Origin of the sequence: Microvirga roseola (genome assembly GCF_020866965.1) — a bacterium.
In the GTDB taxonomy this organism is placed as follows: Bacteria; Pseudomonadota; Alphaproteobacteria; order Rhizobiales; family Beijerinckiaceae; genus Microvirga; species Microvirga roseola.
The window spans coordinates 1-26,495 of sequence record NZ_JAJATX010000014.1 but is presented as its reverse complement, the minus strand read 5'-3'; the positions used below and the strand labels follow the sequence as shown (position 1 = coordinate 26,495).

At 63.6% G+C, this 26,495-nt stretch carries 26 protein-coding genes and 1 tRNA gene; all 27 read left to right on the top strand.

The genetic code is table 11. The features are described 5' to 3' along the window. The first annotated feature begins 41 nt into the window (after positions 1-41). A complete protein-coding gene (gene plsX, locus LG661_RS10965; RefSeq protein ID WP_230531923.1) occupies positions 42-1,076 on the top strand; it encodes a phosphate acyltransferase PlsX in 1,035 nt (344 codons plus the stop codon). Between the two features lie 12 nt (positions 1,077-1,088). Then, entirely contained in the window at positions 1,089-2,066 is a 978-nt protein-coding gene (locus LG661_RS10960; RefSeq protein ID WP_230531922.1) for a beta-ketoacyl-ACP synthase III, read from the top strand. Positions 2,067-2,190: 124 nt separating this feature from the next. After that, a complete protein-coding gene (locus LG661_RS10955) occupies positions 2,191-2,502 on the top strand; it encodes an integration host factor subunit alpha (protein WP_230531921.1) in 312 nt (103 codons plus the stop codon). A gap of 22 nt (positions 2,503-2,524) precedes the next feature. Further along, positions 2,525-3,037, top strand: coding sequence for a MerR family transcriptional regulator (locus LG661_RS10950; RefSeq protein WP_230531920.1), 513 nt, complete (start codon positions 2,525-2,527; stop codon positions 3,035-3,037). Positions 3,038-3,257: 220 nt separating this feature from the next. Then, positions 3,258-3,334 (top strand) — tRNA-Asp (locus tag LG661_RS10945). Positions 3,335-3,783: 449 nt separating this feature from the next. Beyond that, positions 3,784-4,149, top strand: coding sequence for an NADH-quinone oxidoreductase subunit A (locus tag LG661_RS10940; protein ID WP_230531919.1), 366 nt, complete (start codon positions 3,784-3,786; stop codon positions 4,147-4,149). Next, positions 4,140-4,724 carry a NuoB/complex I 20 kDa subunit family protein gene (locus tag LG661_RS10935; RefSeq protein ID WP_230531918.1) on the top strand — a complete coding sequence of 195 codons (585 nt, stop codon included), beginning with the start codon at positions 4,140-4,142 and terminating at the stop codon, positions 4,722-4,724. Before LG661_RS10940 ends, LG661_RS10935 begins: the two co-directional genes overlap by 10 nt. Before the next feature lie 14 nt (positions 4,725-4,738). Next, positions 4,739-5,341, top strand: a complete 603-nt coding sequence (locus tag LG661_RS10930) for an NADH-quinone oxidoreductase subunit C (protein WP_230531917.1) — start codon at positions 4,739-4,741, stop codon at positions 5,339-5,341. An 18-nt stretch (positions 5,342-5,359) separates the two neighbouring features. Further along, complete coding sequence (locus LG661_RS10925) at positions 5,360-6,550, top strand: NADH-quinone oxidoreductase subunit D (protein ID WP_230531916.1); 1,191 nt, start codon at positions 5,360-5,362, stop codon at positions 6,548-6,550. Between the two features lie 119 nt (positions 6,551-6,669). Next, positions 6,670-7,728 (top strand): NADH-quinone oxidoreductase subunit NuoE, encoded by a 1,059-nt coding sequence (gene nuoE / locus LG661_RS10920; protein WP_230531915.1) that lies wholly within the window; start codon positions 6,670-6,672, stop codon positions 7,726-7,728. 14 nt (positions 7,729-7,742) lie between these two features. Next, the gene (gene nuoF, locus LG661_RS10915; RefSeq protein WP_230531914.1) at positions 7,743-9,044 is read left to right on the top strand and encodes an NADH-quinone oxidoreductase subunit NuoF; all 1,302 of its coding nucleotides are present in this window, start codon (positions 7,743-7,745) and stop codon (positions 9,042-9,044) included. An 8-nt stretch (positions 9,045-9,052) separates the two neighbouring features. Next, entirely contained in the window at positions 9,053-11,131 is a 2,079-nt protein-coding gene (nuoG, locus tag LG661_RS10910) for an NADH-quinone oxidoreductase subunit NuoG (protein ID WP_230531913.1), read from the top strand. 11 nt (positions 11,132-11,142) lie between these two features. Next, a complete protein-coding gene (gene nuoH / locus LG661_RS10905) occupies positions 11,143-12,168 on the top strand; it encodes an NADH-quinone oxidoreductase subunit NuoH (protein WP_230531912.1) in 1,026 nt (341 codons plus the stop codon). A gap of 13 nt (positions 12,169-12,181) precedes the next feature. After that, on the top strand, positions 12,182-12,670 hold the full coding sequence (gene nuoI, locus LG661_RS10900) for an NADH-quinone oxidoreductase subunit NuoI (RefSeq protein ID WP_230531911.1): 489 nt from the start codon (positions 12,182-12,184) through the stop codon (positions 12,668-12,670). Positions 12,671-12,807: 137 nt separating this feature from the next. After that, complete coding sequence (locus LG661_RS10895; protein ID WP_230531910.1) at positions 12,808-13,422, top strand: NADH-quinone oxidoreductase subunit J; 615 nt, start codon at positions 12,808-12,810, stop codon at positions 13,420-13,422. A gap of 12 nt (positions 13,423-13,434) precedes the next feature. Further along, positions 13,435-13,743, top strand: coding sequence for an NADH-quinone oxidoreductase subunit NuoK (gene nuoK / locus LG661_RS10890; protein WP_230531909.1), 309 nt, complete (start codon positions 13,435-13,437; stop codon positions 13,741-13,743). A 30-nt stretch (positions 13,744-13,773) separates the two neighbouring features. Beyond that, positions 13,774-15,810 (top strand): NADH-quinone oxidoreductase subunit L, encoded by a 2,037-nt coding sequence (gene nuoL / locus LG661_RS10885; protein WP_230531908.1) that lies wholly within the window; start codon positions 13,774-13,776, stop codon positions 15,808-15,810. Next, positions 15,810-17,321 carry an NADH-quinone oxidoreductase subunit M gene (locus LG661_RS10880; protein ID WP_230531907.1) on the top strand — a complete coding sequence of 504 codons (1,512 nt, stop codon included), beginning with the start codon at positions 15,810-15,812 and terminating at the stop codon, positions 17,319-17,321. Before nuoL ends, LG661_RS10880 begins: the two co-directional genes overlap by 1 nt. 7 nt (positions 17,322-17,328) lie before the next feature. After that, positions 17,329-18,789: an NADH-quinone oxidoreductase subunit NuoN gene (gene nuoN, locus LG661_RS10875; RefSeq protein WP_230531906.1), complete on the top strand. Its 1,461-nt coding sequence runs from the start codon at positions 17,329-17,331 to the stop codon at positions 18,787-18,789. Positions 18,790-18,791: 2 nt separating this feature from the next. Then, positions 18,792-19,616: a biotin--[acetyl-CoA-carboxylase] ligase gene (locus LG661_RS10870; protein ID WP_230531905.1), complete on the top strand. Its 825-nt coding sequence runs from the start codon at positions 18,792-18,794 to the stop codon at positions 19,614-19,616. Position 19,617: 1 nt separating this feature from the next. Next, on the top strand, positions 19,618-21,291 hold the full coding sequence (locus LG661_RS10865; RefSeq protein WP_230531904.1) for a ribonuclease J: 1,674 nt from the start codon (positions 19,618-19,620) through the stop codon (positions 21,289-21,291). Positions 21,292-21,322: 31 nt separating this feature from the next. Continuing rightward, the gene (gene mce, locus LG661_RS10860) at positions 21,323-21,727 is read left to right on the top strand and encodes a methylmalonyl-CoA epimerase (protein WP_230531903.1); all 405 of its coding nucleotides are present in this window, start codon (positions 21,323-21,325) and stop codon (positions 21,725-21,727) included. A gap of 10 nt (positions 21,728-21,737) precedes the next feature. Continuing rightward, on the top strand, positions 21,738-22,073 hold the full coding sequence (locus LG661_RS10855) for a DUF1467 family protein (RefSeq protein ID WP_230531902.1): 336 nt from the start codon (positions 21,738-21,740) through the stop codon (positions 22,071-22,073). 375 nt (positions 22,074-22,448) lie between these two features. Continuing rightward, a complete protein-coding gene (proS, locus tag LG661_RS10850) occupies positions 22,449-23,777 on the top strand; it encodes a proline--tRNA ligase (protein WP_230531901.1) in 1,329 nt (442 codons plus the stop codon). A 6-nt stretch (positions 23,778-23,783) separates the two neighbouring features. Further along, positions 23,784-25,058, top strand: a complete 1,275-nt coding sequence (locus tag LG661_RS10845) for a lipoprotein-releasing ABC transporter permease subunit (RefSeq protein WP_230531900.1) — start codon at positions 23,784-23,786, stop codon at positions 25,056-25,058. Between the two features lie 2 nt (positions 25,059-25,060). Continuing rightward, positions 25,061-25,756 (top strand): ABC transporter ATP-binding protein, encoded by a 696-nt coding sequence (locus LG661_RS10840; RefSeq protein ID WP_230531899.1) that lies wholly within the window; start codon positions 25,061-25,063, stop codon positions 25,754-25,756. 279 nt (positions 25,757-26,035) lie between these two features. Continuing rightward, the coding region (locus LG661_RS10835) for a hypothetical protein (protein WP_230531898.1) at positions 26,036-26,495 on the top strand (460 nt) is incomplete at its 3' end.

Sequence of the window (26,495 nt, the reverse complement as noted above, 5' to 3'; positions counted from 1 at the left end):
GCCGGCTGCCGAGAAGCTCATCTAGAAAGAACGAACCGCCGATGCCGAAGCCTGTGCGTATTTCGCTTGATGCGATGGGGGGCGATCATGGTCCATCGATCGTCATCCCGGGCGCGGCTCTGGCCCTGGAGCGGCACCCCGATATCCGCTTTCTGATGTTCGGGGACGAGGCCGTCGTCGGTCCGCTCCTCAACAACCATCCGAAGCTCAAGGAAGCAACCGAGCTGCGCCATACGGACATCGCCATCTCCATGGACGAGAAGCCAAGCCAGGCGATCCGGATGGGGCGGGGGAAGTCCTCCATGTGGCGCGCGGTCCAGGCGGTGCGAGACGGGGAGGCGGATGCCTGCGTCTCGGCGGGCAATACCGGTGCCCTCATGGCAACCGCCAAGATCTGCCTCAAGACCATGGCGCATATCGAGCGCCCGGCCATTGCTGCGATGTGGCCGACGATGCGGGGCGAGAGCATCGTCCTGGACGTGGGCGCGACCATCGGCGCGGATGCGGGGCACCTGGTCGACATGGCGATCATGGGAGCGGCCATGGCGCGCATCGTGTTCGACCTGGAGCGCCCGACCGTCGGGCTCCTCAATGTCGGCACTGAGGAGATCAAGGGGATCGAGGCGGTCAAGGAGGCCGGTCGGATTCTCAGAGAGATGAACATGCCGAACATCGACTACCGCGGCTTCGTCGAGGGGGACGATATCGGCAAGGGCACCGTCGACGTGGTCGTGACCGAGGGATTTGCTGGCAACATCGCCCTCAAGACCGCCGAGGGAACGGCCAAGCAGATCGGTCAGTATCTCCGCTCGGCCATGAGCCGGACACTGATGGCGAAGCTCGGCTATCTCCTCGCAAAGCAGGCCTTCGACGCCCTCAAGGACAAGATGGACCCGCGCAAGGTCAATGGCGGTGTCTTCCTCGGCCTGGAGGGAGTGGTGGTCAAGAGCCACGGCGGAACCGACGACCTTGGCTTTGCCAGCGCCATCGATGTTGCCTACGATATGGCACATTTTGAACTGATGAACACGATCCGGAGCATGCTCGAGCACGATCCGGTCGAGCAACCGGCCTAAGGACGGCATATCTTGAAACGCACCCGTTCCATCGTGCGCGGCGTCGGCTCCTATCTGCCGAGACGCCTGGTCACGAATCGTGATCTCGAAAAGCTTGTCGATACCTCCCACGAGTGGATCGTTCAGCGTACCGGCATCGAGCAGCGCCACATCGCCGATGACGACGAGACGACGTCGATCCTCGGCATCAAGGCGGCCGAGGCCGCCCTGGCCGATGCGGGCCTGAAACCTGACGACATCGACCTGATCGTCTGCGCGACCTCGACCCCGGACTATACCTTCCCCTCCGTGGCGACCATGATCCAGACGGGTCTCGGGATGACCCACGGCGCGGCTTTCGATCTTCAGGCGGTCTGCACCGGTTTCGTCTATGCGGTCGCAACGGCGGACAAGTTCCTCCAGTCCGGCTCGCACAAGCGGGCCCTGGTCGTGGGCGCGGAGACCTTCTCGCGTATCCTCGACTGGAACGACCGCACCACCTGCGTCCTCTTCGGCGACGGCGCGGGCGCGATCGTGCTCGAGGCCCAGGAGGGGGAGGGCACCTCCGCCGACCGGGGCGTGCTGACCTCCCACCTGCGCTCGGACGGGCGCTACCGGGACAAGCTCTACGTGAATGGCGGTCCCGGCTCCACCAAGACCACCGGCGTCCTCAAGATGGAGGGGCGAGAGGTGTTCAAGTTCGCCGTCGGCATGGTGGCGGACGTAGTCCAGGACGCCTTCACGGCGACGGGCACCTCTGCGGAGGAGCTGAAGTGGTTCGTGCCGCACCAGGCCAACAAACGGATCATCACCGCAAGTGCGGAGAAGCTCGGCATCGCGCCGGAGAAGGTGGTCATCACGGTCGACCGCCACGGCAACACCTCCGCCGCTTCGATCCCGCTGGCCCTGGACGCCGCCCGTAAGGACGGGCGGATCAAGGACGGGGACCTTGTCATGATCGAGGCCATCGGCGGCGGCTTCACCTGGGGCAGCGCCCTGATCCGGTGGTGACGGCCGCAAGGTTCGACTGATGTCGGCTCCTTTAGGTCACCTCCGCAGTTGACCATAAGGAGCCATGTGCATAGCGTCAGGGCGCTTGAAAGAATTCAATCTCATCCGGGGCTAGGGATTTGCAATGGCTGGCAAAACTGTGACGAGAGCGGATCTGAGCGAGGCCGTCTACCAGAAGGTCGGCCTCTCGCGGACGGAATCGGCCGAGCTGGTCGAGAGGGTCCTTGCGGAAATCTGCGACAGCCTTGCCGCTGGCGAAACCGTCAAGCTGTCCTCCTTCGGCTCCTTCATCGTCCGCAGCAAGGGTGAGCGCATCGGCCGGAACCCGAAGACGGGTGTCGAGGTGCCGATCGATCCCCGGCGCGTCATGGTGTTCAAGCCCTCGAATGTCTTGAAGGCCTACATCAACGGCGAGATCATCGAGCGCGAGGACTGATCCCGTTATGGCGAGCGGCGCCATGGACAAGAGCCCGGACGCCTTCCGCACGATCAGCGAGGTGGCGGAGGATCTCGACCTGCCCCAGCACGTGCTGCGGTTCTGGGAGACCCGTTTCGCCCATATCAAGCCGCTGAAGCGCGGTGGCGGACGGCGCTATTACCGGCCGGACGACGTCGATCTGCTGAAAGGCATCCGCCATCTCCTTTATGGGGAGGGCTATACGATCAAAGGCGTCCAGCGAATCCTCAAGGAGGAGGGCGTCCGCTTCGTTCAGGCGGTCGGGCGCGGGGAGCAGAGCGTGGTCGCTCCGCGCCCGGACATGCGGGCTGTGCCCGAGACGGACATGGGCGACGAGGAGGAGGTCCCCGAACGCCCGTCCCCTGTGGAGCGCGCCCCGGCATCGCCATTCTTGCGAGCGGCAATGCCCGAAGCCTCGCTGCGGAGCCTGCGGGTGGCGCTCGACGACCTGCTCGAATGCGACCGGGTTCTCAGTTCCCTGAGGTCTCCTGGAGAAGCAGCCGCCTCCGAGTGACGCTTCGACGGTCCTTTTTCAAAATGGATGCACGGAACGCTTGACAGGTCTCGGGGGCACCCTTAAACCCCCACCCACACCGCTTCGGCGGTCCNCTGGAGAAGCAGCCGCCTCCGAGTGACGCTTCGACGGTCCTTTTTCAAAATGGATGCACGGAACGCTTGACAGGTCTCGGGGGCACCCTTAAACCCCCACCCACACCGCTTCGGCGGTCCAATGCGCGGGCGTAGCTCAGTCGGTTAGAGTGCCGGCCTGTCACGCCGGAGGTCGCGGGTTCGAGCCCCGTCGCCCGCGCCACTTTCTCCCACACAACCTGTTATGTCGCGCGCCAGGCGATCCGCCTAGCATGTCCGTTGCGACATGGCAGCGGTGCGTCCTACGCAGGTGAGTGGTGCTCCCGAACAGCTGGCCGGATGGCGAATCTGGGTTCGAAGGCGCCCGCGGGTCGGCGATCCGGCCCTTGAATGCGCCCAAGCGGGTGCCTCGCCAGCATCTGTTCCTGGATTGCCGCAACCAGGGTGAGATTCGGGCCGGATAGGGGCCCTTTCATGGCGCCGATCAAGGCCACTCTTAGTTTGGAATGGTTCTTTTTGTGGCACCGCAAACACTTGTCACGGAAGGGGATCTCGGTTAAGCCTCGCCCGCGTTCCATGGATTGTCGCAGGGCCTTTCCGTAGGCCTTTCTGCGGCTTAAATGCGTGGCATGTTGCCGGCTTTTGGCCGCGCTCCGTTCCTTTAGGTGTCGTATGACGAATCTCCTCGCCGACTACCTGCCTCTCGTCATTTTCATCGGCGTGTCGCTCCTGATCGGGGTGGCGCTGCTCGTGGCTCCATTCCTGGTCGCCTACAGCCGCCCTGACCCCGAGAAACTGTCGGCTTACGAGAGCGGGTTCAATGCCTTCGACGATGCCCGCATGAAGTTCGACGTGCGGTTCTATCTGGTCGCCATTCTCTTCATCATCTTCGACCTCGAAGTCGCATTCCTGTTCCCCTGGGCCATTACATTCGGGTATCTGGGCTGGTTCGGCTTCATCTCCATGATGATTTTCCTCGGCGTGCTGACGGTCGGCTTCGTCTACGAGTGGAGAAAAGGGGCCCTGGAATGGGATTGATCACTGAAAACCGCTCCACCCTGGTTGCCCCGGCGCCGCAGGGGATCATCGATCCCGCGACCGGGCAGCCGGTGGGCTCCACCGACCCGTATTTCGTCGGAATCAAGGACGAGCTTGCGGATAAGGGCTTTCTCGTCACCTCGACCGAGGACCTGATCACCTGGGCGCGCACCGGCTCGCTCATGTGGATGACCTTCGGCCTTGCGTGCTGCGCGGTCGAGATGATGCAGATGTCCATGCCCCGCTACGATGCGGAGCGGTTCGGTTTCGCACCGCGCGCCTCGCCGCGCCAGTCCGACGTCATGATCGTCGCCGGCACCCTGACCAACAAGATGGCGCCTGCGCTCCGCAAGGTCTACGACCAGATGCCGGAGCCCCGCTACGTCATCTCCATGGGCTCCTGCGCCAATGGCGGCGGCTATTACCACTTCTCCTACTCGGTGGTTCGGGGATGCGACCGCATCGTGCCGGTCGATATCTACGTGCCGGGCTGCCCGCCCACGGCTGAGGCGCTCCTCTACGGAGTGCTGCTTCTTCAGAAGAAGATCCGCCGCACCGGCACCATCGAGCGCTGAGCAAAGGTCATTTCATGAGTGCTGAGCTCCAGGCCCTGAGCGACCACATCGCCTCGTCCCTCGGCGAGGCGATTGAAGCGCAGGCGATCACCTACAACGAGCTGACGGTCGTCGTGCGCCGCGAGGATATCGTGCGCGTGGTGACCTTTCTGCGCGACGATCCCCAGTGCCGCTTCGTCTGCTTCATCGACCTCTGCGGTGCGGATTATCCGGGCCGCGAGAGGCGCTTTGACGTGGTCTATCACTTCCTTGCGCCGAACCATAACAGGCGCATCCGTGTGAAGCTCGAGACCGATGAGGTGACCCCTGTTCCCTCGCTGATCGATGTGTTCCCGTCGGCAAACTGGTTCGAGCGCGAAGCCTACGACATGTACGGCATCCTGTTCTCGGGCCATCCGGACCTGCGCCGGATTCTCACCGATTACGGCTTCGAGGGCTTCCCCCTGCGCAAGGACTTCCCGCTCACCGGCTACGTCGAGGTCCGCTACGACGAAAGCCAGGGCCGCGTGGTCTACGAGCCGGTGAAGCTCAGCCAGGAGTTCCGCAACTTCGACTTCCTCTCGCCTTGGGAGGGCACGGACTACGTGCTGCCTGGCGACGAGAAGGCCAAGGCTTAAGGAGCGGAGAGGGCGGCCATGACCGAGCACAATATCCGCAACTTCACGATCAACTTCGGCCCGCAGCACCCGGCGGCGCACGGCGTTCTGCGCCTCGTGCTTGAGCTCGACGGCGAGATCGTCGAGCGCGTCGACCCGCATATCGGCCTGCTGCACCGCGGCACCGAGAAGCTGATCGAATTCAAGACCTACGTTCAGGCCAATCCCTATTTCGACCGGCTCGATTATGTCGCGCCGATGAACCAGGAACACGGCTACTGTTTGGCTGTCGAGAAGCTTCTCGGGATCGAGGTGCCGCGCCGCGCGCAGCTTATCCGTGTGCTCTTCTCCGAGATCGGCCGGCTTCTGTCCCACCTCCTCAACGTGACGACGCAGGCCATGGACGTCGGCGCGCTCACGCCGCCCCTCTGGGGCTTCGAGGAGCGCGAGAAGCTGATGATCTTCTACGAGCGCATCTCCGGCTCGCGCCTCCATGCCAACTACTTCCGTCCCGGCGGCGTTAGCCTGGACATCCAGCCGGAACTCATCGACGACATCGAGGGCTTCTGCGATCCGTTCCTGCGGGTCCTGGACGATCTCGACACCCTCGTCATGGGCAGCCGCATCTTCAAGCAGCGCAACGTCGATATCGGCGTGGTCTCGCTGGAGGATGCCTGGGCCTGGGGCTTCTCGGGCGTCATGGTCCGTGGCTCGGGCGCGGAGTGGGACCTGCGCAAGGCGCAGCCCTATGAGTGCTACGAGGAGATGGATTTCGATATCCCCGTGGGCAAGAACGGCGACAATTACGACCGCCAGCTCATCCGTATGGAGGAGATGCGCCAGAGCGTGCGCATCATGCGCCAGTGCCTTGCCAAGTTGCGGGCTCCGGACGGGCAGGGGCCGGTCGCCACCCTGGACGGCAAGATCTCGCCGCCTCCGCGCCGGGACATGAAGCGCTCCATGGAAGCGCTGATCCACCACTTCAAGCTCTACACCGAGGGCTTCCACGTTCCGGCCGGCGAGGTTTACGCCGCGATCGAGGCGCCGAAGGGCGAATTCGGCGTCTATCTCGTGTCGGACGGAACCAACAAGCCGTACCGCTGCAAGATCCGCCCTCCGGGGTTCGCCCACCTGCAGGCCATGGACTTCCTGTGCCGCGGCCACATGCTGGCCGACGTATCGGCGGTCCTCGGGTCGCTCGATATCGTGTTCGGCGAAGTGGATCGCTGAGAACCAACATCGGGCCCGGTCGCGGGCTCGGCATGCGCGCTCTTTGAGGCGTGGAAGAAGAGTTCAAGTCGTGAATGGGCGGGCGGTAAGCCCGGCCATGGCGATGAGGAGAAGAGTGAATGGCCGTTCGTAAGCTCGCGCCTGAAGAATTGCAGCCCGAGAGCTTTTCGTTCTCGCCCGAGACCGAAGCTTTTGCGGATCAGCAGATCGCCAAGTACCCGCCGGGCCGTCAGGCCTCGGCGGTGATCGCCCTCCTGTGGAAGGTTCAGGAGCAGGCCGGCGGCTGGGTTCCGCGCAAGGCCATCGAGGCCGTTGCGGCCAAGCTCGACATGCCCGTCATCCGCGTGATGGAAGTGGCGACCTTCTACACGATGTTCAACCTCGAGCCGGTCGGAAAGTACTTCATTCAGTTTTGCGGCACGACGCCCTGCATGCTGCGCGGGGCAGGCGACATCAAGAAGGTGCTCGAGCGCCGCATCGGCGAGTCCGGTCACATCAATCCGGACGGCACCTTCTCCTGGCTCGAGGTCGAGTGCCTCGGCGCGTGCTCGAACGCGCCGATGGTGCAGATCAATGATGACTACTACGAGGACCTGACGGTCGATAATTTCGAGAAGCTGCTCGACGATCTTGCCTCCGGACGCCCCGTTCGGAAAGGCTCGCAGATCGGCAGGAACCGGTCCGAGCCGTTCCAGGCCGTCAACACGCTGAAGGATCCTTCTCTCTACGACGGTTCGGTCGTCGGCGCATGGCGCAAGCGTTTCGAGGAGACAACTCCCGAGGGACCGACCGAGGAGCCGGGTCTGGAGCAGCGCGCAGCGGAGAATCCCCGCGCCGCCAAGCCGGACTCCGGACGCGCCATCGGCCGGGTGATCGAGACCCCGGCGAACCGGGCCGCCGAAGGCAAGCCGCCGATCGATGCGAAGGACCGCGCCGACGCGGCCTCCAAAGATCGGGCCACGGCTGTCGAGCCCCGCACCGAAGAGGCCGGCATCAAGGCTCCGGAAAGCAGCAAATCCTATGTTGCGAACCCGTCGAATCCGGAAGAAGGGCGTCCGGCCTCGACAATGCCGACCACCCCGGTCGCCGGCACGCCGCCTTCGGAAGCCGAGACCCGTCGTGACGGCAGCGAGAGCAAGCCGGACGTGGTCGTCGACAAAGACAACAAGACGTCCTGATGGAGTGATCGGGAATGCTTCAGGACAGAGATCGTATCTTCACCAACCTCTACGGCTTCCATTCGCCGGACCTTGAGGCCGCGAAACTGCGCGGCGCCTGGGACGGAACGAAGTTCCTGCTGGAGAAGGGCCGCGACTGGATCATCGACGAAATGAAGGCGTCGGGGCTGCGCGGCCGCGGCGGCGCGGGCTTCCCGACGGGCCTGAAATGGTCCTTCATGCCCAAGCAGTCGGACGGCCGTCCGCACTACCTCGTCGTCAATGCCGACGAGTCGGAACCCGGCACCTGTAAGGACCGGGAGATCATGCGGAACGATCCGCACCTCCTGGTCGAGGGCTGCCTCATCGCATCCTTCGCCATGGGAGCGCATGCGGCCTACATCTACATCCGCGGCGAGTACATCGCCGAGCGGCATGCGCTGCAGCGCGCGGTCGACGAGGCCTATGCGGCCAAGCTGATCGGCAAGGATAACATTCACGGCTACCCCTTCGACCTCTACGTCCACCACGGCGCAGGCGCATACATCTGCGGCGAGGAGACGGCGCTCATCGAGAGCATGGAGGGCAAGAAGGGCATGCCGCGCCTGAAGCCGCCGTTCCCGGCCAATATGGGCCTCTACGGCTGCCCCACCACCGTGAACAACGTCGAGTCGATCGCGGTCGCCGGCACCATCCTGCGCCGTGGCGCCTCGTGGTTCGCCGGCATCGGCCGTCCGAACAACGTGGGCACAAAGCTCTTCTGCGTCTCGGGCCACGTGAACAAGCCCTGCAATGTGGAAGAGGCCATGGGCCTGACCTTCCGCGAGCTGATCGACCGCCATTGCGGCGGGATCCGTGGCGGCTGGGACAACCTGCTGGCCGTCATTCCCGGCGGCTCGTCGGTTCCGCTCGTCCCCGCCGAGCAGATCATCGACGCGCCAATGGATTTCGATACCCTGCGCAATCTGAAGTCCGGCCTCGGCACGGCCGCCGTGATCGTCATGGACAAGTCCACCGACGTTGTCCGCGCGATTGCCCGCATCTCGTACTTCTACAAGCATGAGAGCTGCGGCCAGTGCACGCCGTGCCGCGAGGGCACGGGCTGGATGTGGCGCGTGCTCACCCGCATGGCGGAGGGCCGGGCCCAGAAGCGCGAAATCGACATGCTGCTCGAAGTCTCGACCCAGATCGAAGGCCACACCATCTGCGCGCTCGGCGACGCGGCGGCTTGGCCGGTCCAGGGTCTGATCCGGCATTTCCGGCATGAGATTGAGAAGCGGATCGACGATTACGCGGCGAACCCGAATTCCGAATCCGTCATGGTCGCGGCGGAGTGAGAGTAAAGATGGCTAAAATCATCGTTGATGGCGTCGAGGTCGACGTTCCTGCGGAATACACGCTGCTCCAGGCTGCCGAACTGGCCGGGGCCGAAATTCCGCGCTTCTGCTTCCATGAGCGGCTCTCGATTGCCGGCAACTGCCGCATGTGCCTCGTCGAGGTGAAGGGCGCGCCAAAGCCCGTGGCCTCGTGCGCGTGGGGCGTCCGCGACTGCCGTCCGGGTCCCAACGGCGAGCCGCCGGAGGTCTTCACCAAGTCGCCCACCGTGAAGAAGGCGCGGGAAGGGGTGATGGAGTTCCTCCTCATCAACCACCCGCTCGACTGTCCGATCTGCGACCAGGGCGGCCAGTGCGACCTGCAGGACCAGGCCATGGCCTACGGCGTCGACACAAGCCGTTTCCACGAGAACAAGCGCGCGGTTACCGACAAGTATCTCGGCCCGCTCGTGCGCACCTCCATGAACCGGTGCATTCACTGCACCCGCTGCATACGCTTTACGGCAGAAGTGGCCGGCGTACCGGATCTCGGCGCGATCTGGCGCGGCGAGGACATGGAGATCACCAGCTACCTGGAGAAGGCCCTCGGCTCCGAGCTGCAGGCGAACGTGGCGGATCTCTGCCCGGTCGGCGCGCTCACCCACAAGCCGGAATCCTTCCACTATCGTCCCTGGGAGCTTGCCCGGACCGACTCCGTGGATGTGATGGACGCAGTCGGCTCCTCGATCCGCGTCGACTACCGGGGTCGCGAGGTCATGCGCATCCTTCCGCGCGTGAACGAGGACGTGAACGAGGAGTGGATCACCGACAAGGCCCGCCACATCGTCGACGGTCTGCGCCTCCAGCGCCTCGACCGTCCTTACCTGCGCGAGAACGGCCGCCTGCGTCCCGCGACCTGGCAGGAGGCCTTCGGCGCCATCGCAGCCCGCATGAAGGGCACGGACCCGAAGCGCATCGGCGCCATCGTCGGCGATCTCCCCGCGGTGGAGGAGATGTATGCGCTGAAGCTTCTCATGCAGAGCCTCGGCGTCGCCAATATCGATGCCCGCCAGGACGGCACAGTGCTCTCGCCGGCCTATGGCCGCGGCTCCTATCTCTTCAACTCCACCATTTCCGGTATCGAGGACGCGGATGCCATCCTCATCGTGGGCTCGAATCCGCGCATTGAGGGCTCGCTCGTCAACGTGCGCATCCGCAAGCGCTGGCGCGTGGCTCCGCCGCCGATCGCTCTGATCGGCGAGAACGTGGACCTGACCTACTCCTACGAGTACCTCGGAGCAGGGCCTGAGACCCTCTCCGATCTTGCCGCCGGAAAGCACAGCTTCGTCGAGAAGCTCAAGAATGCTGAGCGTCCGCTCATCATCGTGGGGCAGGGTGCTCTCTCCCGTCCCGACGGACTGGCGATTCTCTCGGCCGTCGCGCAGCTCGCCCAGAGCGTCGGCGCGGTCAAGGAGGGCTGGAGCGGCCTCTCGGTCCTGCACACGGCGGCCTCCCGGGTCGGCGCACTCGACCTCGGCTTTGTGCCGGGCGAGGGCGGTGTAACGGCGCGCGAGATGGCGCAGGGCGGAATGGATGTCCTGTTCAATCTCGGTGCCGACGAGATCGATATCGCGCCCGGCGCCTTCGTGATCTATCAGGGTACCCACGGCGACCGTGGCGCTCACCGCGCCGACGTGATCCTGCCGGGAGCGACCTACACGGAAAAGTCCGGCACCTTCGTGAACACGGAAGGACGGGTGCAGATCGCCAACCGCGCGGCCTTCGCACCCGGCGATGCCCGTGAAGACTGGGCGATCCTTCGCGCCCTGTCCGACGTGCTGGGCCAGCGCCTGCCGTTCGACTCGCTGAACGCCCTTCGCCAGAAGCTCTATGCGGACCACCCGCATTTCGCGGCTGTCGAGTCGGTTCAGCCGGCAGACGCGGCTGCTGCAGTTCAGGCTCTGGCGGGACTCGGTGGAACTCCTGGCCGGGAGGCTTTTACCAGTCCGATCAAGGACTTCTATCTGACGAACCCGATCGCCCGCGCGTCCGGCGTCATGGCCGAGTGCTCCGCACTTGCCCGTGAGCTGAAGCTCGAGGCGGCCGAGTAAGGGATCGGATCATGGAACTCGGAGATATCCTCCTCGCGGTTGCAATCATGGTGGGCCAGAGCCTGCTGATGCTCGTCGCGCTACTCGTCTTCATCGCCTACGCGCTTTATGCCGACCGGAAGGTCTGGGCCGCGGTCCAGCTGCGGCGCGGCCCGAACGTGGTAGGTCCCTGGGGCCTGCTGCAGTCCTTTGCGGACCTTCTGAAGTTCGTCCTCAAGGAGCCGATCATCCCGGCCCCGGCCAATAAGGGCATGTTCCTGCTGGCGCCGCTGGTGATGTGTACGCTCTCCCTCGCGGCCTGGGCGGTCATTCCGCTCAATGCGGGCTGGGCGATTGCCGACATCAATGTGGGCATTCTCTACATCTTCGCGATCGGCTCGCTCGGCGTGTACGGCGTCATCATGGGGGGCTGGGCCTCGAACTCGAAGTATCCCTTCCTCGGCGCGCTCCGCTCCGCGGCCCAGATGGTGTCCTACGAGGTTTCCATCGGATTCGTGATCGTGACGGTGCTCATGTGCGCCGGAACCCTGAACCTGTCGCTGATCGTCGAGGCCCAGAACACGAGCCTCGGCATTCTCGGCTGGTATTGGCTACCGCTCTTCCCGATGTTCGTGGTGTTCTTCATCTCGGCTCTCGCCGAGACGAACCGCCCGCCCTTCGACCTTCCGGAGGCGGAATCGGAGCTCGTGGCGGGCTACATGGTCGAGTATTCCTCGACTCCGTACCTGCTGTTCATGCTCGGTGAGTACGTGGCGATCATGACCATGTGCGCGCTCGGCACGATCCTGTTCCTTGGAGGCTGGCTCTCCCCGATCCCGTTCGCTCCCTTCACCTGGGTGCCTGGTGTGATCTGGTTTGTCCTGAAGGCGAGCTTCCTCTTCGTTCTCATCGCCATGGTGAAGGCCCTGGTGCCGCGCTACCGCTACGACCAGCTGATGCGTCTCGGCTGGAAGGTCTTCCTTCCGCTGTCGCTCGCCATGGTCATCATCGTGGCGGGGGTCCTGATGCTGACCGGCCTCGCGCCGGGAATGCGCTAAAGGAGATCGGACCATGAAACTCGATCAGGTCGCAAAATCCCTTCTCCTGCAGGAGTTCGTGGCGGGCTTCATCCTGACCGTGAAATACTTCTTCAAGCCGAAGGCCACCATCAACTATCCCTTCGAGATGAGCCATCGCGGCCCCCGTTTCCGGGGCGAGCACGCCCTGCGGCGCTACCCCAACGGGGAGGAGCGTTGCATCGCCTGCAAGCTCTGCGAGGCGATCTGCCCGGCCCAGGCCATCACCATCGAGGCGGGCCCCCGCCGCAACGACGGCACCCGCCGCACGACCCGCTACGACATCGACATGGTGAAGTGCATCTATTGCGGCATGTGCCAGGAGGCCTGTCCGGTCGATGCCATCGTGGAGGGGCCGAACTTCGAGTTCTCGGTGGAGACCCGCGAGGAGCTCTACTACGACAAGGCCCGGCTTCTCGCCAACGGCGAGCGCTGGGAGCGTGAAATCGCGAAGAACATCGCGAAGAACGCCCCTTACGTCTGAGAAAGCTCTGCCCGGCAAGGGCAGGGGGCAAGCATGTCCGGCGGGTTGTCCCCGCCGGATTCGGAATTTATAGACAGGCCGCCGGATTCCCCGGAGCCACGTCGGAAGGGGCCGCTCCCTGCGGCTGAAGCTTGAGCATGACGGTTACCGCCGCCTTCTTCTATCTATTCGCGACGATCACGATCGCCTCCGGGTTCATGGTGATTGCCTCGCGCAATCCCGTTCAGTCGGTGCTCTTCCTCATCCTGGCCTTCGTCAATGCGGCGGGGCTGTTCCTGATGATGGGCGCCGAGTTCCTGGCAATGATCCTGGTCATCGTCTATGTGGGCGCGGTCGCGGTGCTCTTCCTCTTCGTCGTCATGATGCTCGACGTGGATTTCGCCGCCTTCCGTCAGGGCTTTCTGCAGTACCTGCCCGTCGGAGCGCTGATCGGGGTGGTGTTCCTGATCGAGCTTTTCCTGGTGGTCGGAACCTACCTGGTCGAGCCGAGGCTTATCCGCACGCCGGCCGTGCCGATCCCGCCGCCCGACGTCATGACCAATACCGAGGCTCTCGGGATGGTCCTCTACACCCACTACTTCTACTTCTTCCAGGCAGCCGGCCTGATCCTGCTGGTGGCCATGATCGGCGCCATCGTGCTGACGCTTCGTGAGCGCATGGGCGTGCGCCGCCAGGATATCGTGAAACAGAACCTCCGGACCCGGGACACCGCCATCGAAGTGCGGAAGGTTCCCTTCCGCCAGGGCGTCTAAGGGAGGCTCGCGATGGTTATCGGACTCGGACACTATCTCACCGTCGCCGCCGTGCTTTTCACGCTCGGCGTGTTCGGCATCTTCCTCAACCGGAAGAACGTCATCGTCATCCTGATGTCGATCGAACTGATCCTGCTCGCCGTGAACATCAACATGGTCGCTTTCTCGACCCACCTGAACGACATCGTCGGCCAGGTCTTCGCCCTGCTGATCCTCACGGTGGCGGCGGCGGAGGCAGCCATCGGCCTGGCCATTCTGGTGGTCTTCTTCCGCAACCGCGGCTCCATCGCGGTTGAGGACATCAATACGATGAAGGGCTGAGGCTCAGTAGGAACGGCGAAGTAAACGGCTATGTATCACGCAATCGTCTTTCTGCCGCTCGTCGGCTTCCTCATCGCCGGCCTCTTCGGGCGGGTGCTCGGCGCCCGGCCGAGCGAGATCATCACCACGGCGCTGCTCTTCGTCTCGGCCGCCCTGTCCTGGGTCGCCTTCATCGATGTTGGCTTCGGCGACGGCGCAACCCGGGTCCAGGTCGCCCAGTGGATGTCGGTGGGGGATCTGGTCGTCGACTGGGCCTTCCGGATCGACACCCTGACTGCCATGATGCTGGTGGTGGTCAATACGGTCTCCGCCCTCGTGCACCTCTATTCCATCGGCTATATGCACGAGGATCCGCACCGCTCGCGCTTCTTCGCTTATCTCTCGCTCTTCACCTTCGCCATGCTGATGCTGGTGACGGCCGACAACCTCGTCCAGATGTTCTTCGGCTGGGAAGGCGTCGGCCTCGCGAGCTATCTGCTCATCGGCTTCTGGTACCAGAAGGACTCCGCCAATGCGGCGGCCATGAAGGCCTTCATCGTCAACCGGGTCGGCGATTTCGGCTTCCTGCTCGGCATCTTCACGATCTTCGTGCTCTTCAACGGCGTCACCTTCGACCAGATCTTCCCGCGCGTTGCGGAATTCGCTGATGCGCGCTTCACCTTCCTCGGCACCGAGTGGCACGCGCTCACCATCGCCTGCCTGCTCCTCTTCATGGGCGCGATGGGCAAGTCGGCGCAGTTCCTGCTCCACACCTGGCTGCCGGACGCGATGGAAGGCCCGACCCCGGTTTCCGCGCTCATCCACGCCGCCACCATGGTGACGGCGGGCGTGTTCATGGTGGCGCGCCTGTCGCCGGTCTTCGAATACGCCCCGGACGCCCTCACGGTCGTCACCGTCATCGGCGGCATCACCGCCTTCTTCGCGGCGACCGTCGGTCTGGTCCAGAACGACATAAAGCGCGTCATCGCCTATTCGACCTGCTCGCAGCTAGGCTACATGTTCGTGGCTCTGGGCGTCGGGGCCTATAGCGCGGGCGTGTTCCACCTCTTCACGCACGCCTTCTTCAAGGCTTTGCTGTTCCTCGGTGCAGGTTCGGTCATCCACGCCATGCACCATGAGCAGGACATGCGGCACATGGGTGCGCTGCGCCGCTACATTCCCTTCACTATGGCCATGATGCTCATCGGAAACCTGGCTCTCACCGGGTTCCCGTTTACGGCAGGCTACTACTCGAAGGACGCCATCATTGAGGCGGCCTATGCGGCCCACTCGCCGGCCGGTTCCTTTGCCTTCCTGGCGACGGTGATCGCGGCTCTGATGACCTCGTTCTATTCCTGGCGCCTGTTCTTCCTCACCTTTGAGGGAACGCCGCGCTGGGGGCATCACGGTCATCACGCCCATGCTCCTCACGATCATGAGGGCGTGGAGCACGACGAGCGCAGCCGCGACGTCGAGCCGACCCGCCATGCCGACCATGAACACGGCCACCACGGGGATCAAATGCCCCATGAGAGCCCGCTCGTGATGCTCGTGCCGCTCGTGTTGCTGGCCATCGGCGCGCTCGTGGCGGGCATCGTGTTCCATGACGCCTTCATCGGCGAGGGCTATGCGGAATTCTGGAAGGGCGCGCTGTTCACCCGTCCGGAGAACCACATCCTGGAGGAGATGCACCATCTCCCGGTTTGGGTGCCGCTCCTGCCCTCGATCATGATGGCGCTCGGCCTGGCGCTCGCCTGGTACATGTACATCCTCGACACCAAGCAGCCGGCGAAGCTCGCGGCGGATCACCCGATCCTCTACCGCTTCCTGCTGAACAAGTGGTACTTCGACGAACTGTACGACGTGATCTTCGTGCGGCCTGCCATGGCGATCGGGCGCTTCTTCTGGCGCACGGGCGACCAGCGGATCATCGATGGGCTCGGACCTGACGGCATCTCCGCTCGCGTCCTCGACGTCACCCGCGGCGTGGTGAGGGTCCAGACGGGCTATCTCTACCACTACGCCTTCGCCATGCTGATCGGCGTTGCCGCTCTCGTGACCTATTACCTCTTCCGCGGAGCGCACTAATGCTCGGGTTCGGCATCCTCTCCGGCCTTCTCATCCTGCCGCTCGTCGGCGCGGCGATCATCCTCATGTTGCCCGGCGACAGCGAGGCCTCCCGCTCCAATGCGCGCTGGACCGCTCTCTTCACGACCCTTGCGACCTTCGCTCTCTCCCTCGTGGCGTGGGCGCGGTTCGATGCCGGAACGGCCGCGTTCCAGCTGGTCGAGACCCATGCGTGGCTGACCGAGACCATCCGGTTCAAGCTCGGCGTCGACGGCTTCTCCATGCCGCTCATCCTGCTTACCACCTTCCTGATGCCCTTCTGCATCCTGGCCTCGTGGGAATCGATCGGGCACCGGGTGAAGGAGTACTTCGTCGCCTTCCTCGTCCTCGAGACCACGATGATCGGCGTGTTCAGCGCTCTCGACCTCGTGCTGTTCTACCTGTTCTTCGAGGCGGGCCTCATTCCGATGTTCCTCATCATCGGCATCTGGGGCGGCAAGCGGCGCATCTATGCGAGCTTCAAGTTCTTCCTCTACACACTCCTGGGCTCCGTCCTGATGCTCCTGGCCATCATGGCCATGTACTGGGCGGCTGGCACCACCGACATCCCGACGCTGCTGGCCTATGAGTTCGCGCCCGGCCTGCAGACCTGGCTGTGGCTCGCCTTCTTCGCCTCCTTCGCGGTGAAGATGCCCATGTGGCCGGTCCACACCTGGCTTCCCGATGCGCACGTGGAGGCGCCGACGGCGGGCTCCGTGATCCTGGCGGGCGTGCTCCTGAAGATGGGCGGCTACGGCTTCATCCGTGTGTCGCTGCCCATGTTCCCGGAGGCCTCGCTCTACTTCGCGCCCCTGGTCTTCGCTCTCTCCGTCATCGCGATTGTCTATACCTCCCTGGTCGCGCTGATGCAGGAGGATATCAAGAAGCTCATCGCCTATTCCTCAGTGGCGCATATGGGCTTTGTGACCATGGGACTGTTCAGCATGAACGAGCAGGGAATCCAGGGAGCCATGTTCACCATGATCTCCCACGGCCTGGTCTCGGGCGCGCTCTTCCTCTGCGTCGGCGTGATCTACGACCGGATGCATACCCGCGAGATCAAGGCCTATGGGGGCCTTGTGAACCGGATGCCGATGTATGCGGTGGTGTTCCTCATCCTCACCATGGCCAATGTGGCGCTGCCCGGCACGTCCGGCTTCATCGGCGAGTTCCTGACCCTGATGGGAGCGTTCCGCGCCAATACCTGGGTGGCGTTCTTCGCCGCCACCGGCGTGATCCTCTCCGCCGGCTATGCCCTGTGGCTCTACCGGCGTGTGGTCTACGGGCCGCTTGAGAAGCCGGAGCTGCAGACCATTACGGACCTGAACCGTCGTGAGATCGTCACCTTCGCGCCGCTGATCCTGCTCATCATCTATTACGGCGTGCAGCCCAGCCCGATCCTTGATGTTTTCGCCGTGCCGACGGATGCGCTCATGCAGAGCGTCCAGGCCACGCTTGCAACCGTGAAGTCGGCTGCTCTCGCCGCACACTGAGGTCACGATGAATCCCGTCGCTGTCATTCCCGTCGTGGCTCCGGTCATCCCGGCCTTTTGGCCCATGATGCCGGAGATCATTCTCGCCGCCGGCGCTCTCCTGCTCGTCCTGTTCGGCGCGTTCCGCGGCGATCGGGCGAACGAGGGGATGGGCATCGTTGCACTCGCGCTCCTGGTGGTCGCCTTCGTGGCGGTCCTCATGCTCCCGTCCGAGCGCGTCGAGACGATGATGGGATCCTTTGTCATCGACCCGTTCGCCAAATTCATGAAGGCCCTCGTCCTTCTGGGCTCCGCCGGCGGCATCATTCTCTCGACGGACTATATGCGCCGCGAAGGGATTCTGCGGTTCGAGTACCCGATCCTCATCGTGCTCGCGACCATCGGCATGATGATGGTGATCTCGGCGAACGACCTCATCGCCCTCTATCTCGGCCTCGAGCTGCTCAGCCTCTCCTCCTACGTGATCGCCGCCTTCGACCGGGACAACGTCCGCTCGACGGAGGCCGGCCTGAAGTACTTCGTTCTCGGCGCTCTCTCCTCGGGCATGCTGCTCTACGGAGCCTCTCTGGTCTACGGCTTCACCGGCACCGTCTCCTTCCCGGCCATGGCCCTGATCCTGCAGGGCGAAGTGGGGGCTGGCGCGATCTTCGGCCTCGTCTTCGTGGCTGCAGGCATCGCCTTCAAGATCTCCGCCGTGCCGTTCCACATGTGGACGCCTGACGTCTACGAGGGCTCGCCGACCCCGGTGACGGCCTTCTTCGCCGCGGCCCCCAAGATGGCGGGCATGGCCATGGCGACCCGCGTCTTCATCGATGCCTTCCCCGGCATCCTGGTCCAGTGGCAGCAGATCATCGTCTTCATTTCCATTGCCTCGATGGCTCTGGGCTCCTTTGCCGCCATCGGACAGCGCAACATCAAGCGCCTGATGGCCTATTCCTCCATCGGCAACATCGGCTATGCGCTGATCGGTCTGGCCGCAGGCACGCCGGAGGGCGTCCAGGGCGTCGTCGTCTATATGGCGATCTACCTCGCCATGACGCTCGGCGCCTTCGCCGTGATCCTGGGGTTGCGCCGTGGGAATGTGATGTTCGAGACCGTCGACGACCTGTCGGGTCTTGCCCGCACGCATCCTGCGCTCGCCTTCTGCCTGGCGGCGATGATGTTCTCGCTCGCAGGCATCCCGCCGCTCGCCGGCTTCTTCGCCAAGTTCTACGTCTTTGCGGCCGCCATTGAGGCCGGCCTCGTGGCGCTCGCCGTCATCGGCGTGGTGACGAGCGTGATCGGAGCCTACTACTACCTGCGGATCGTCAAGGTCATGTATTTCGATGCGCCGGTCGAGCGCTTCGAGCGCATGTCCCCCGGACAGGGCTTCGTGCTGGCCGTGTCCAGCGTCGTCGTTCTGCTCTTCTGGCTGGTGCCGGCGCCCATCGTCAATGCAGCGGGCGCTGCCGCGCGGTCCCTGTTCTGATCGTGCATCTGGCGCCCGAGACTGAGTCCGCAGGCTACCGGCTTCTCTCACTCGAGGCGACGGGCTCGACAAATGACGACGCCCTCGCCGCGGCGCGAAACGGCGATCCGGGACAGCTCTGGATCGTCGCCGCCGAGCAGCGCGCGGGGAGGGGACGGCATGGGCGGCAATGGACATCGCCGCCCGGCAACCTCTATGCGAGCCTGCTGCTCGTCGACCCCTGCGAGGCTCATCAGGCACCCCAGCTCGGCTTCGTCGCTGGGCTGGCGCTGCATGAGGCCGTGGAGGCGGTCACGGGCCTAGGCCACCCGCGCCTCGCCCTGAAATGGCCAAACGACCTTCTGCTCAACGGCGCCAAAGTCTCGGGCCTGCTCCTCGAAGGGCACAGGCTCGCCCCTGGCGGGCCCCTCGCGGTCGTCATCGGGTTCGGCGTGAATGCCGCCTTCGCGCCGACAGGCATGCCTTATCCGGCGCTGGCCCTGCAGTCGATCAGGCCCGGCCTCGTGAGAGAGGACGTCTTCCGGGCCCTGTCCTCCGCCTTCGCCTCGGCCTATTCCGCATGGCGCAAGGCCACCCGCATGAATGCCGCGGATCCGTTCGGGCCGATCCGGCGCCTCTGGCTGGAGCGCGCCGCCGGAATCGGCCAGGAGGTGACGCTCCGTCTTCCATCCGGCGAGAAAAGCGGTATCTTCGATGGTCTTGATCGATATGGACGCCTTCAGCTCAAAAGTTCCGCGGGCGTGGAACTCATCGATGCAGGCGACCTTTATTTTCCCAATTTGCAGCACGATATAGCCAAGCCTGGCGCTGGCACGACAAGGTCCTGATATGGCTTCCCCTAACGACGAACTGGTTTTCTTGCCCTTGGGAGGGCTCGGCGAGATCGGCATGAATGCCGCGCTCTACGGCTTCGGGCCGGAGCTGGAGCGCCAATGGATTCTCGTCGATTGCGGCATGGGTTTCGGCGGTGAGGAGCACCTGCCGGGTATCGATGTCGTCTATCCGGACCTGCGGTTCATCGAGGAGGAGCGGCACAATCTCCTCGGCATCTTCATCACCCACGCCCATGAGGACCATATCGGCGCTCTGGTCGAGATGTGGCCGCGCCTGCGCGCGCCGGTCTACGCCACGAAATTCGCCGTCGGCCTCCTCGAAGCGCGCAAGCTGTCCGAGCCCGACGCCCCGAAGGTCGAACTCAACGAGATCGTTCCCGGACAGCGCCTGAAGCTCGGCCCCTTCGATATCGAATACGTGCCGGTCGCCCATTCGATTCCGGAATCGAATGCGCTCGCCATCCGCACGCCGCACGGACTTGTGGTGCATACGGGCGACTGGAAACTCGACAACACGCCCTATCTCGGCAGCCTCACCTCAGAGGAGAAGTTCCGGGCTCTGGGCGACGAGGGCATCCTCGCCCTTATCTGCGATTCCACGAACGTCGTTCGCGAAGGCGAAAGCCCCAGCGAGGCGGATGTCGCCCGCAATCTCGCGAATCTCATCAAGGATGCGCCGCATCGCGTCGCCATCACCACCTTCGCCTCGAACGTCGCGCGCCTGCGCTCGGTCGCGGAGGCGGCGCAGGAATGCGGCCGCGAGGTCGTGGTCGTCGGGCGGGCAATGGATCGCGTGGTCGAGGTCGCGAAGGAATGCGGCTATCTCGACGGCCTGCCGGAGTTCCGCTCGGCCGAGAACTTCGGCTACATGCCGCGCGACAAGATCGTGGCGCTGCTCACCGGCTCCCAGGGCGAGCCCCGCGCGGCGCTGGCGCGCATCGCTTCGGACGAGCACCCGGACATTGCCCTGTCTCCCGGCGACCGGGTTATCTTCTCTTCCCGCGCCATTCCGGGTAACGAGAAGGCGGTCGGCTCGATCATCAATAGCCTGATCGAGCAGGGAATCGAGATCATCACCGACCGGACCGAACTGGTGCATGTCTCCGGCCACCCGCGCCGGGGGGAGCTCGCCCAGATGTATCGGTGGACGCGCCCCCGCATCGCCATTCCCGCCCATGGCGAGGCGCTGCACCTCGCCGAGCACGCAAAGTTCGCCCGGGCCCAGGGTGTTCCGGAGGTCGTGCGGGCGAAGAACGGAACTCTGGTGCGCCTGGCCCCCGGCCCGGCCGAAATCGTGGACAACATCCCGGCCGGCCGCCTCTACCGGGACGGCAATATCGTGATCGGAGCCAATGAGCGGGCGCTGCCCGAGCGCCGCAAGCTGGCCTTTGCCGGAATCGTCAGCGTCGCCATCGCCATCGACGAGAGGGGCGAGATTGCTGGAGACCCCATTGTCGATGCCATGGGTTTGCCGGAGAAGAACCGGGAAGGGCGCGACCTGACCGATATCGTCGCCGATGCGGTGGCGGATCTCCTGGACGGGCTCTCGAAGGCCAAGCGCCGCGATCCCGATGCGGTGGAGAACGCCGTGCATCGGGCCGTTCGGGCCGCCGTGAACCAGCACTGGGGCAAGAAGCCAGCCTGCCATGTGCTCGTCATTGAGGTATAGGAGCGGCCAAGGTTCACTATCGGGAGCAGCCATGATAGGTCGTCTCAATCACGTCGCCATCGCCGTGCGCGATCTTGCAGCCGCATCGAAGGTCTATCGCGACACCCTGGGAGCCGAGATCTCAGGGCCCGAGGCGCTGCCGGAGCATGGGGTCACGGTGGTCTTCATCACGCTGCCCAACACCAAGATCGAGCTTCTGGAGCCTCTCGGTGCGGACTCCCCCATCGCCAGGTTTCTCGAAAAGAGCCCCGATGGCGGCATCCACCATGTCTGCTACGAGGTGGACGACATCCTGGCCGCCAGGGACCGCCTTGTGAAGTCCGGGGCCAGGGTCCTCGGCTCCGGCGAGCCGAAGATCGGAGCCCATGGGAAGCCGGTGCTTTTCCTGCACCCGAAGGACTTTTGCGGCACGCTCGTCGAACTCGAGCAGGCCTGAGGACAAGCTGTTGATAAGCGTTATAAAAGCTGTGGCGGGATCGCTCTGGTCGACGCTCGCCGTGATCGCTGCCATCTCGGCCGTGGCGGTCTGGGTCGTGGTCAGCGCCTTCGACCTCCGGGTCAGCGGCGGTCTGGCTCTCTATTTCGTGATCTGGTGGATTCTGCTTTTTGCGGTCCTGCCCTTTGGCGTCCGCAGCCAGTCCGAGAGCGGAGAGATCGTCGCCGGCAGCGAGCCGGGGGCGCCGGTTGCGCCGGCCCTGCGTGAGAAGGCGATCTGGACGACGCTGGTCGCGTCAATCGTTCTGGTGATCGTGGTCGCGGTCTTTCCGCTGGCGGGTCTCTGAGCCCAAAAGAAAAAGCAAGGCTTTCGCCTTGCCTGAACTGCCTTGTGGCAATTTTTTTGATTCCTGGCCTTCTTCCGCCGTCGCCTCATATGGCGATTGGGAATCGTATTCCTCCCGAAACTCGGACCGCGGCCTCTGACCTTGAAGGTCGAAGACTTTAGTCATTTGGTTATAATCAGCTTACCCAACGGTGTCATCTTTTTTAAGCATGCTCTGATGCATTTTTTGGCACTTCCTGTATTGACCTTTCGTCTAATACTGCGTGCCGCAGGCCTCTCGGGGCGATCACAGCTTGTCTTTTGCCCAGGGCCTGTGTTGTGTGCTTGAAGCGAGTCGCTGCACTCACCCTCTTCTGACCGAGATCGAAGGCGTTCCATGCGTTTAAGCCGCTATTTCCTGCCCATTCTCCGCGAGACGCCGAAAGAGGCGGAGATCGTCTCACACCGTCTCATGCTGCGGGCCGGCATGATCCGCCAGGAGGCGGCAGGAATCTATGCCTGGCTACCGCTGGGGCTCAAGGTGCTGAACAAGGTCAATGCCATCGTCCGCGAGGAGCAGAACCGCTCTGGAGCCATCGAGCTCCTGATGCCGACCATCCAGTCGGCGGACCTGTGGCGGGAATCGGGGCGTTACGATGCCTATGGCAAGGAGATGCTGCGCATCCAGGACCGGCACGAGCGCGAGATGCTCTTCGGTCCGACGAACGAGGAGATGGTCACGGAGATCTTCCGGGGCTACGTGCGCTCCTACAAGGACCTGCCGCTGAACCTGTACCACATCCAGTGGAAGTTCCGCGACGAGGTGCGTCCCCGCTTCGGCGTGATGCGCTCGCGCGAGTTCCTGATGAAGGACGCCTACTCCTTCGACCTCGACCAGGCCGGGGCCGTCCATTCCTACAACAAGATGTTCGTGGCCTATCTGCGCACCTTCGCCCGCATGGGCCTGAAGGCGATCCCGATGCGCGCCGATACGGGTCCCATCGGCGGCAACCTGAGCCACGAATTCATCATCCTGGCCTCGACCGGCGAGAGCGAGGTGTTCAGCCACGCCGACTATCTCAATTACGAGATCCCGTCCGAGGACACGAATTTCGACGATATTCCCGGCCTGCAGGGCATCGTCGACAAGTGGACCTCGCTCTATGCGGCGACCTCGGAAATGCACGATGAGGCGGCCTTCGATGCCGTTCCCGCCGACAAGAAGATGTCCGCACGTGGCATCGAGGTCGGCCATATCTTCTATTTCGGCACTAAGTATTCCGAGCCCATGGGCGCGAAGGTGATGGGGCCGGACGGGCAGGAGCGGCCGGTTCACATGGGCTCTTACGGCATCGGCCCGAGCCGCCTGATTGCCGCGATCATCGAGGCGAGCCACGACGAGAACGGCATCATCTGGCCCGAATCCGTCGCCCCCTTCGACGTGGCGATTCTCAACCTCAAGGCGGGCGATGCCGCCACCGACGAGGCCTGCGAAAAGCTCTACCGCGAGTTGTCGGCGGCCGGCCGGGATGTCCTCTACGATGACCGGGACGAGCGCCCGGGCGGAAAGTTCGCGACCGCCGACCTGATCGGCGTTCCATGGCAGGTCCTCATCGGGCCGAAGGGCCTCGCCGAGGGCAAGGTCGAGCTGAAGCGCCGCGCCACCGGAGAGCGGGAGTTTTTGCCTGTCGACGCGGTGGCTGCGCGCCTGAGTGCACCTAAATAAGCTGCCATGGATCAGACGGCGCCAACCGGAACCAAACCTTTCTCCCGCTTCGAGTGGATGCTCGCCGGGCGCTACCTGCGCACGCGGCGGCGGGAGGGATTCGTGTCGGTCATCGCCGGCTTCTCGTTCCTCGGCATCATGCTGGGCGTCGCCACGCTGATCGTGGTGCTCTCGGTCATGAACGGGTTCCGCAAGGAACTGCTCGACAAGATCGTCGGCATCAACGGCCACATCTTCGTGGCGCCCATTGAGTCGCCGCTCACCGACTACCCGGAAGTCGCCCGGCGGATCGCGGCTTTGCCCGGCGTCAGGCGGGCGGTGCCCCTGGTGGAGGGGCAGGCCTTCGGCTCCTCGCAGTATAACGGCAGCGGCGTGCTCGTACGCGGCATCCGGGCCGAGGACCTGCGGGGCATCGAGCATATCGCGGGCAATCTGCGCCAGGGGACGCTGGAGAATTTCGAGGAAGGCGAGGGGGTCGCCATCGGGCGGCGCCTGGCCGATGCGCTCTCGCTCCAGGCGGGCGACACCCTGACCCTCATCACCCCCCGCGGCGCGGCCACGCCCTTCGGCACGGCGCCGCGCATCAAGGGCTATCCGGTGAAGGCGATCTTCGAGATCGGCATGTCCGAGTTCGACTCAACCTTCGTCTTCATGCCGCTCTCGGAGGCACAGAGCTATTTCAACCGCCAGGGCGACGTGCAGCTCATCGAAGTTTATCTCGAGGATGCCGACCGGGTGGATGAGGCCCGCGCCGCCATCGAGGAGGCGGCGGGGCGTCCGATCCTCATGACGGACTGGCGGCAGCGTAACCGAACCTTCTTCGGGGCGCTGGAGGTGGAGCGGAACGTCATGTTCCTCATCCTCACCCTCATCGTGCTGGTCGCAGCACTTAACATCATCTCCGGCCTGATCATGCTCGTGAAGGACAAGTCGGAGGATATCGCGATCCTGCGCACCATGGGCGCGACGCGCGGAGCAATCATGCGCGTCTTCCTGATCACGGGAGCCTCCATCGGGATCGTCGGCACGATCGCAGGCTTCGGCCTCGGGCTGCTGCTGGCGCTGAACGTCGAGACGATCCGCGATTTCATTTCGACGCTCACGAACACGAACCTCTTCCCGGCCGAGCTCTATTTCCTCAGCCGCCTTCCGGCGGAAGTGAACCCGACCGAGGTCGGAACCATCCTGCTCATGGCGATGGTTCTCTCGCTCCTGGCGACCCTCTATCCCTCCTGGCGGGCCGCGAAGCTCGATCCGGTCGAGGCGCTGAGGTACGGTTAAGAATGTCGCCGAGCCAACCTCAACCCGCCCTGTACCTGTCGAATGTCGAGCGCCGCTACTCGCAGGGGGACAGCTCCCTCGAGGTGCTGCGCGGGGCCGATCTCGCCATCTGGCCCGGCGAGATCGTGGCGCTCGTCGCGCCCTCCGGCACCGGCAAGTCGACGCTGCTCCATGTGGCGGGACTTCTCGAGAAGCCCGATCGCGGCGAGGTCTTCGTCGGCTCCAAGCCGACCGCCTCCATGAGCGATCAGGAGCGCACCCGCGTCCGCCGCGAGGAACTCGGCTTCGTCTACCAGTTCCACCATCTCCTGCCTGAGTTCTCCGCCCTTGAGAACGTGGTGATCCCGCAGCTCATCCGTGGATTGCCCCGGGCGGAAGCACAGGAGCGGGCGACGCAGATTCTGACCTTCCTCGGCCTCGGTAAGCGTCTCGATCACCGCCCCGCCGAACTCTCCGGCGGCGAGCAGCAGCGCGTCGCCATTGCGCGCGCGGTCGCCAATGCGCCGCGGCTGCTTCTCGCCGACGAGCCTACCGGCAATCTCGATCCGAACACATCGGACCGGGTCTTCCAGACCCTCGTCGCCATCGTCCGCGCCTCCAAGCTCGCGGCCCTGATCGCCACGCACAACATGGATCTCGCCGCCCGCATGGACAGGCGCGTCACGATCCGCGACGGGATGGTTGTGCAACTGCCATAGGCTGTCACGTCTGTTCAACGGTATAAATATAATATTTTCTGTATGTACTATTATGACTGGTTTTTGCGTTATGCAATTGTTTATATAATAATAATTACAAATCTAAATACTATTTCTTCTGAATATATATACTTTTGAGTAAATAAAGTTCCTATTGGTAAGCAGTTGCTGTGCAATCTAATGCAAATCCATGACTATGAGCCTATCTAAATGGATAGTGTTTCACTTTGCCCGATGATGTATTGATTGGGCGGTATCTCTATCCATCAGGGGGCTTCAATGTATTCTCCACTCGAACTCGCCTACCTCGAATACGTATTCGGCGGCGCTTCATCCTCAGTTCCATCAATGCTGCGTGCCGTTTTGACGAGCGGCGCTCCGGTGAATGTCGGCACAACTACTACTCATACCAGTGGCAGTGCCACGAATGCTGGGGTGCCGCCGAAAATGTCAGAGAGGGGGAATGGTTTAACTGCGACGACCACGCACGCAGGAACCACGACTAAGACTACAGTCCACCATAATGGCGGAAGGAGCCAAGTATCCACTTCCTTGGCCGATAACGGTGTAGTTACGATAGTTGATACATACGTTACTCCCGATAAATCTACAACCTATACGTCGACGACGACAAGGGTTGGAATTTTTAATAGCACAGGAAATGCAACGGGCTGGGTGGATACTACCCGTATTGAGTGCCTGTTTGAGAATGTCGCAGAGGGTCGGATTGGGGTAATGT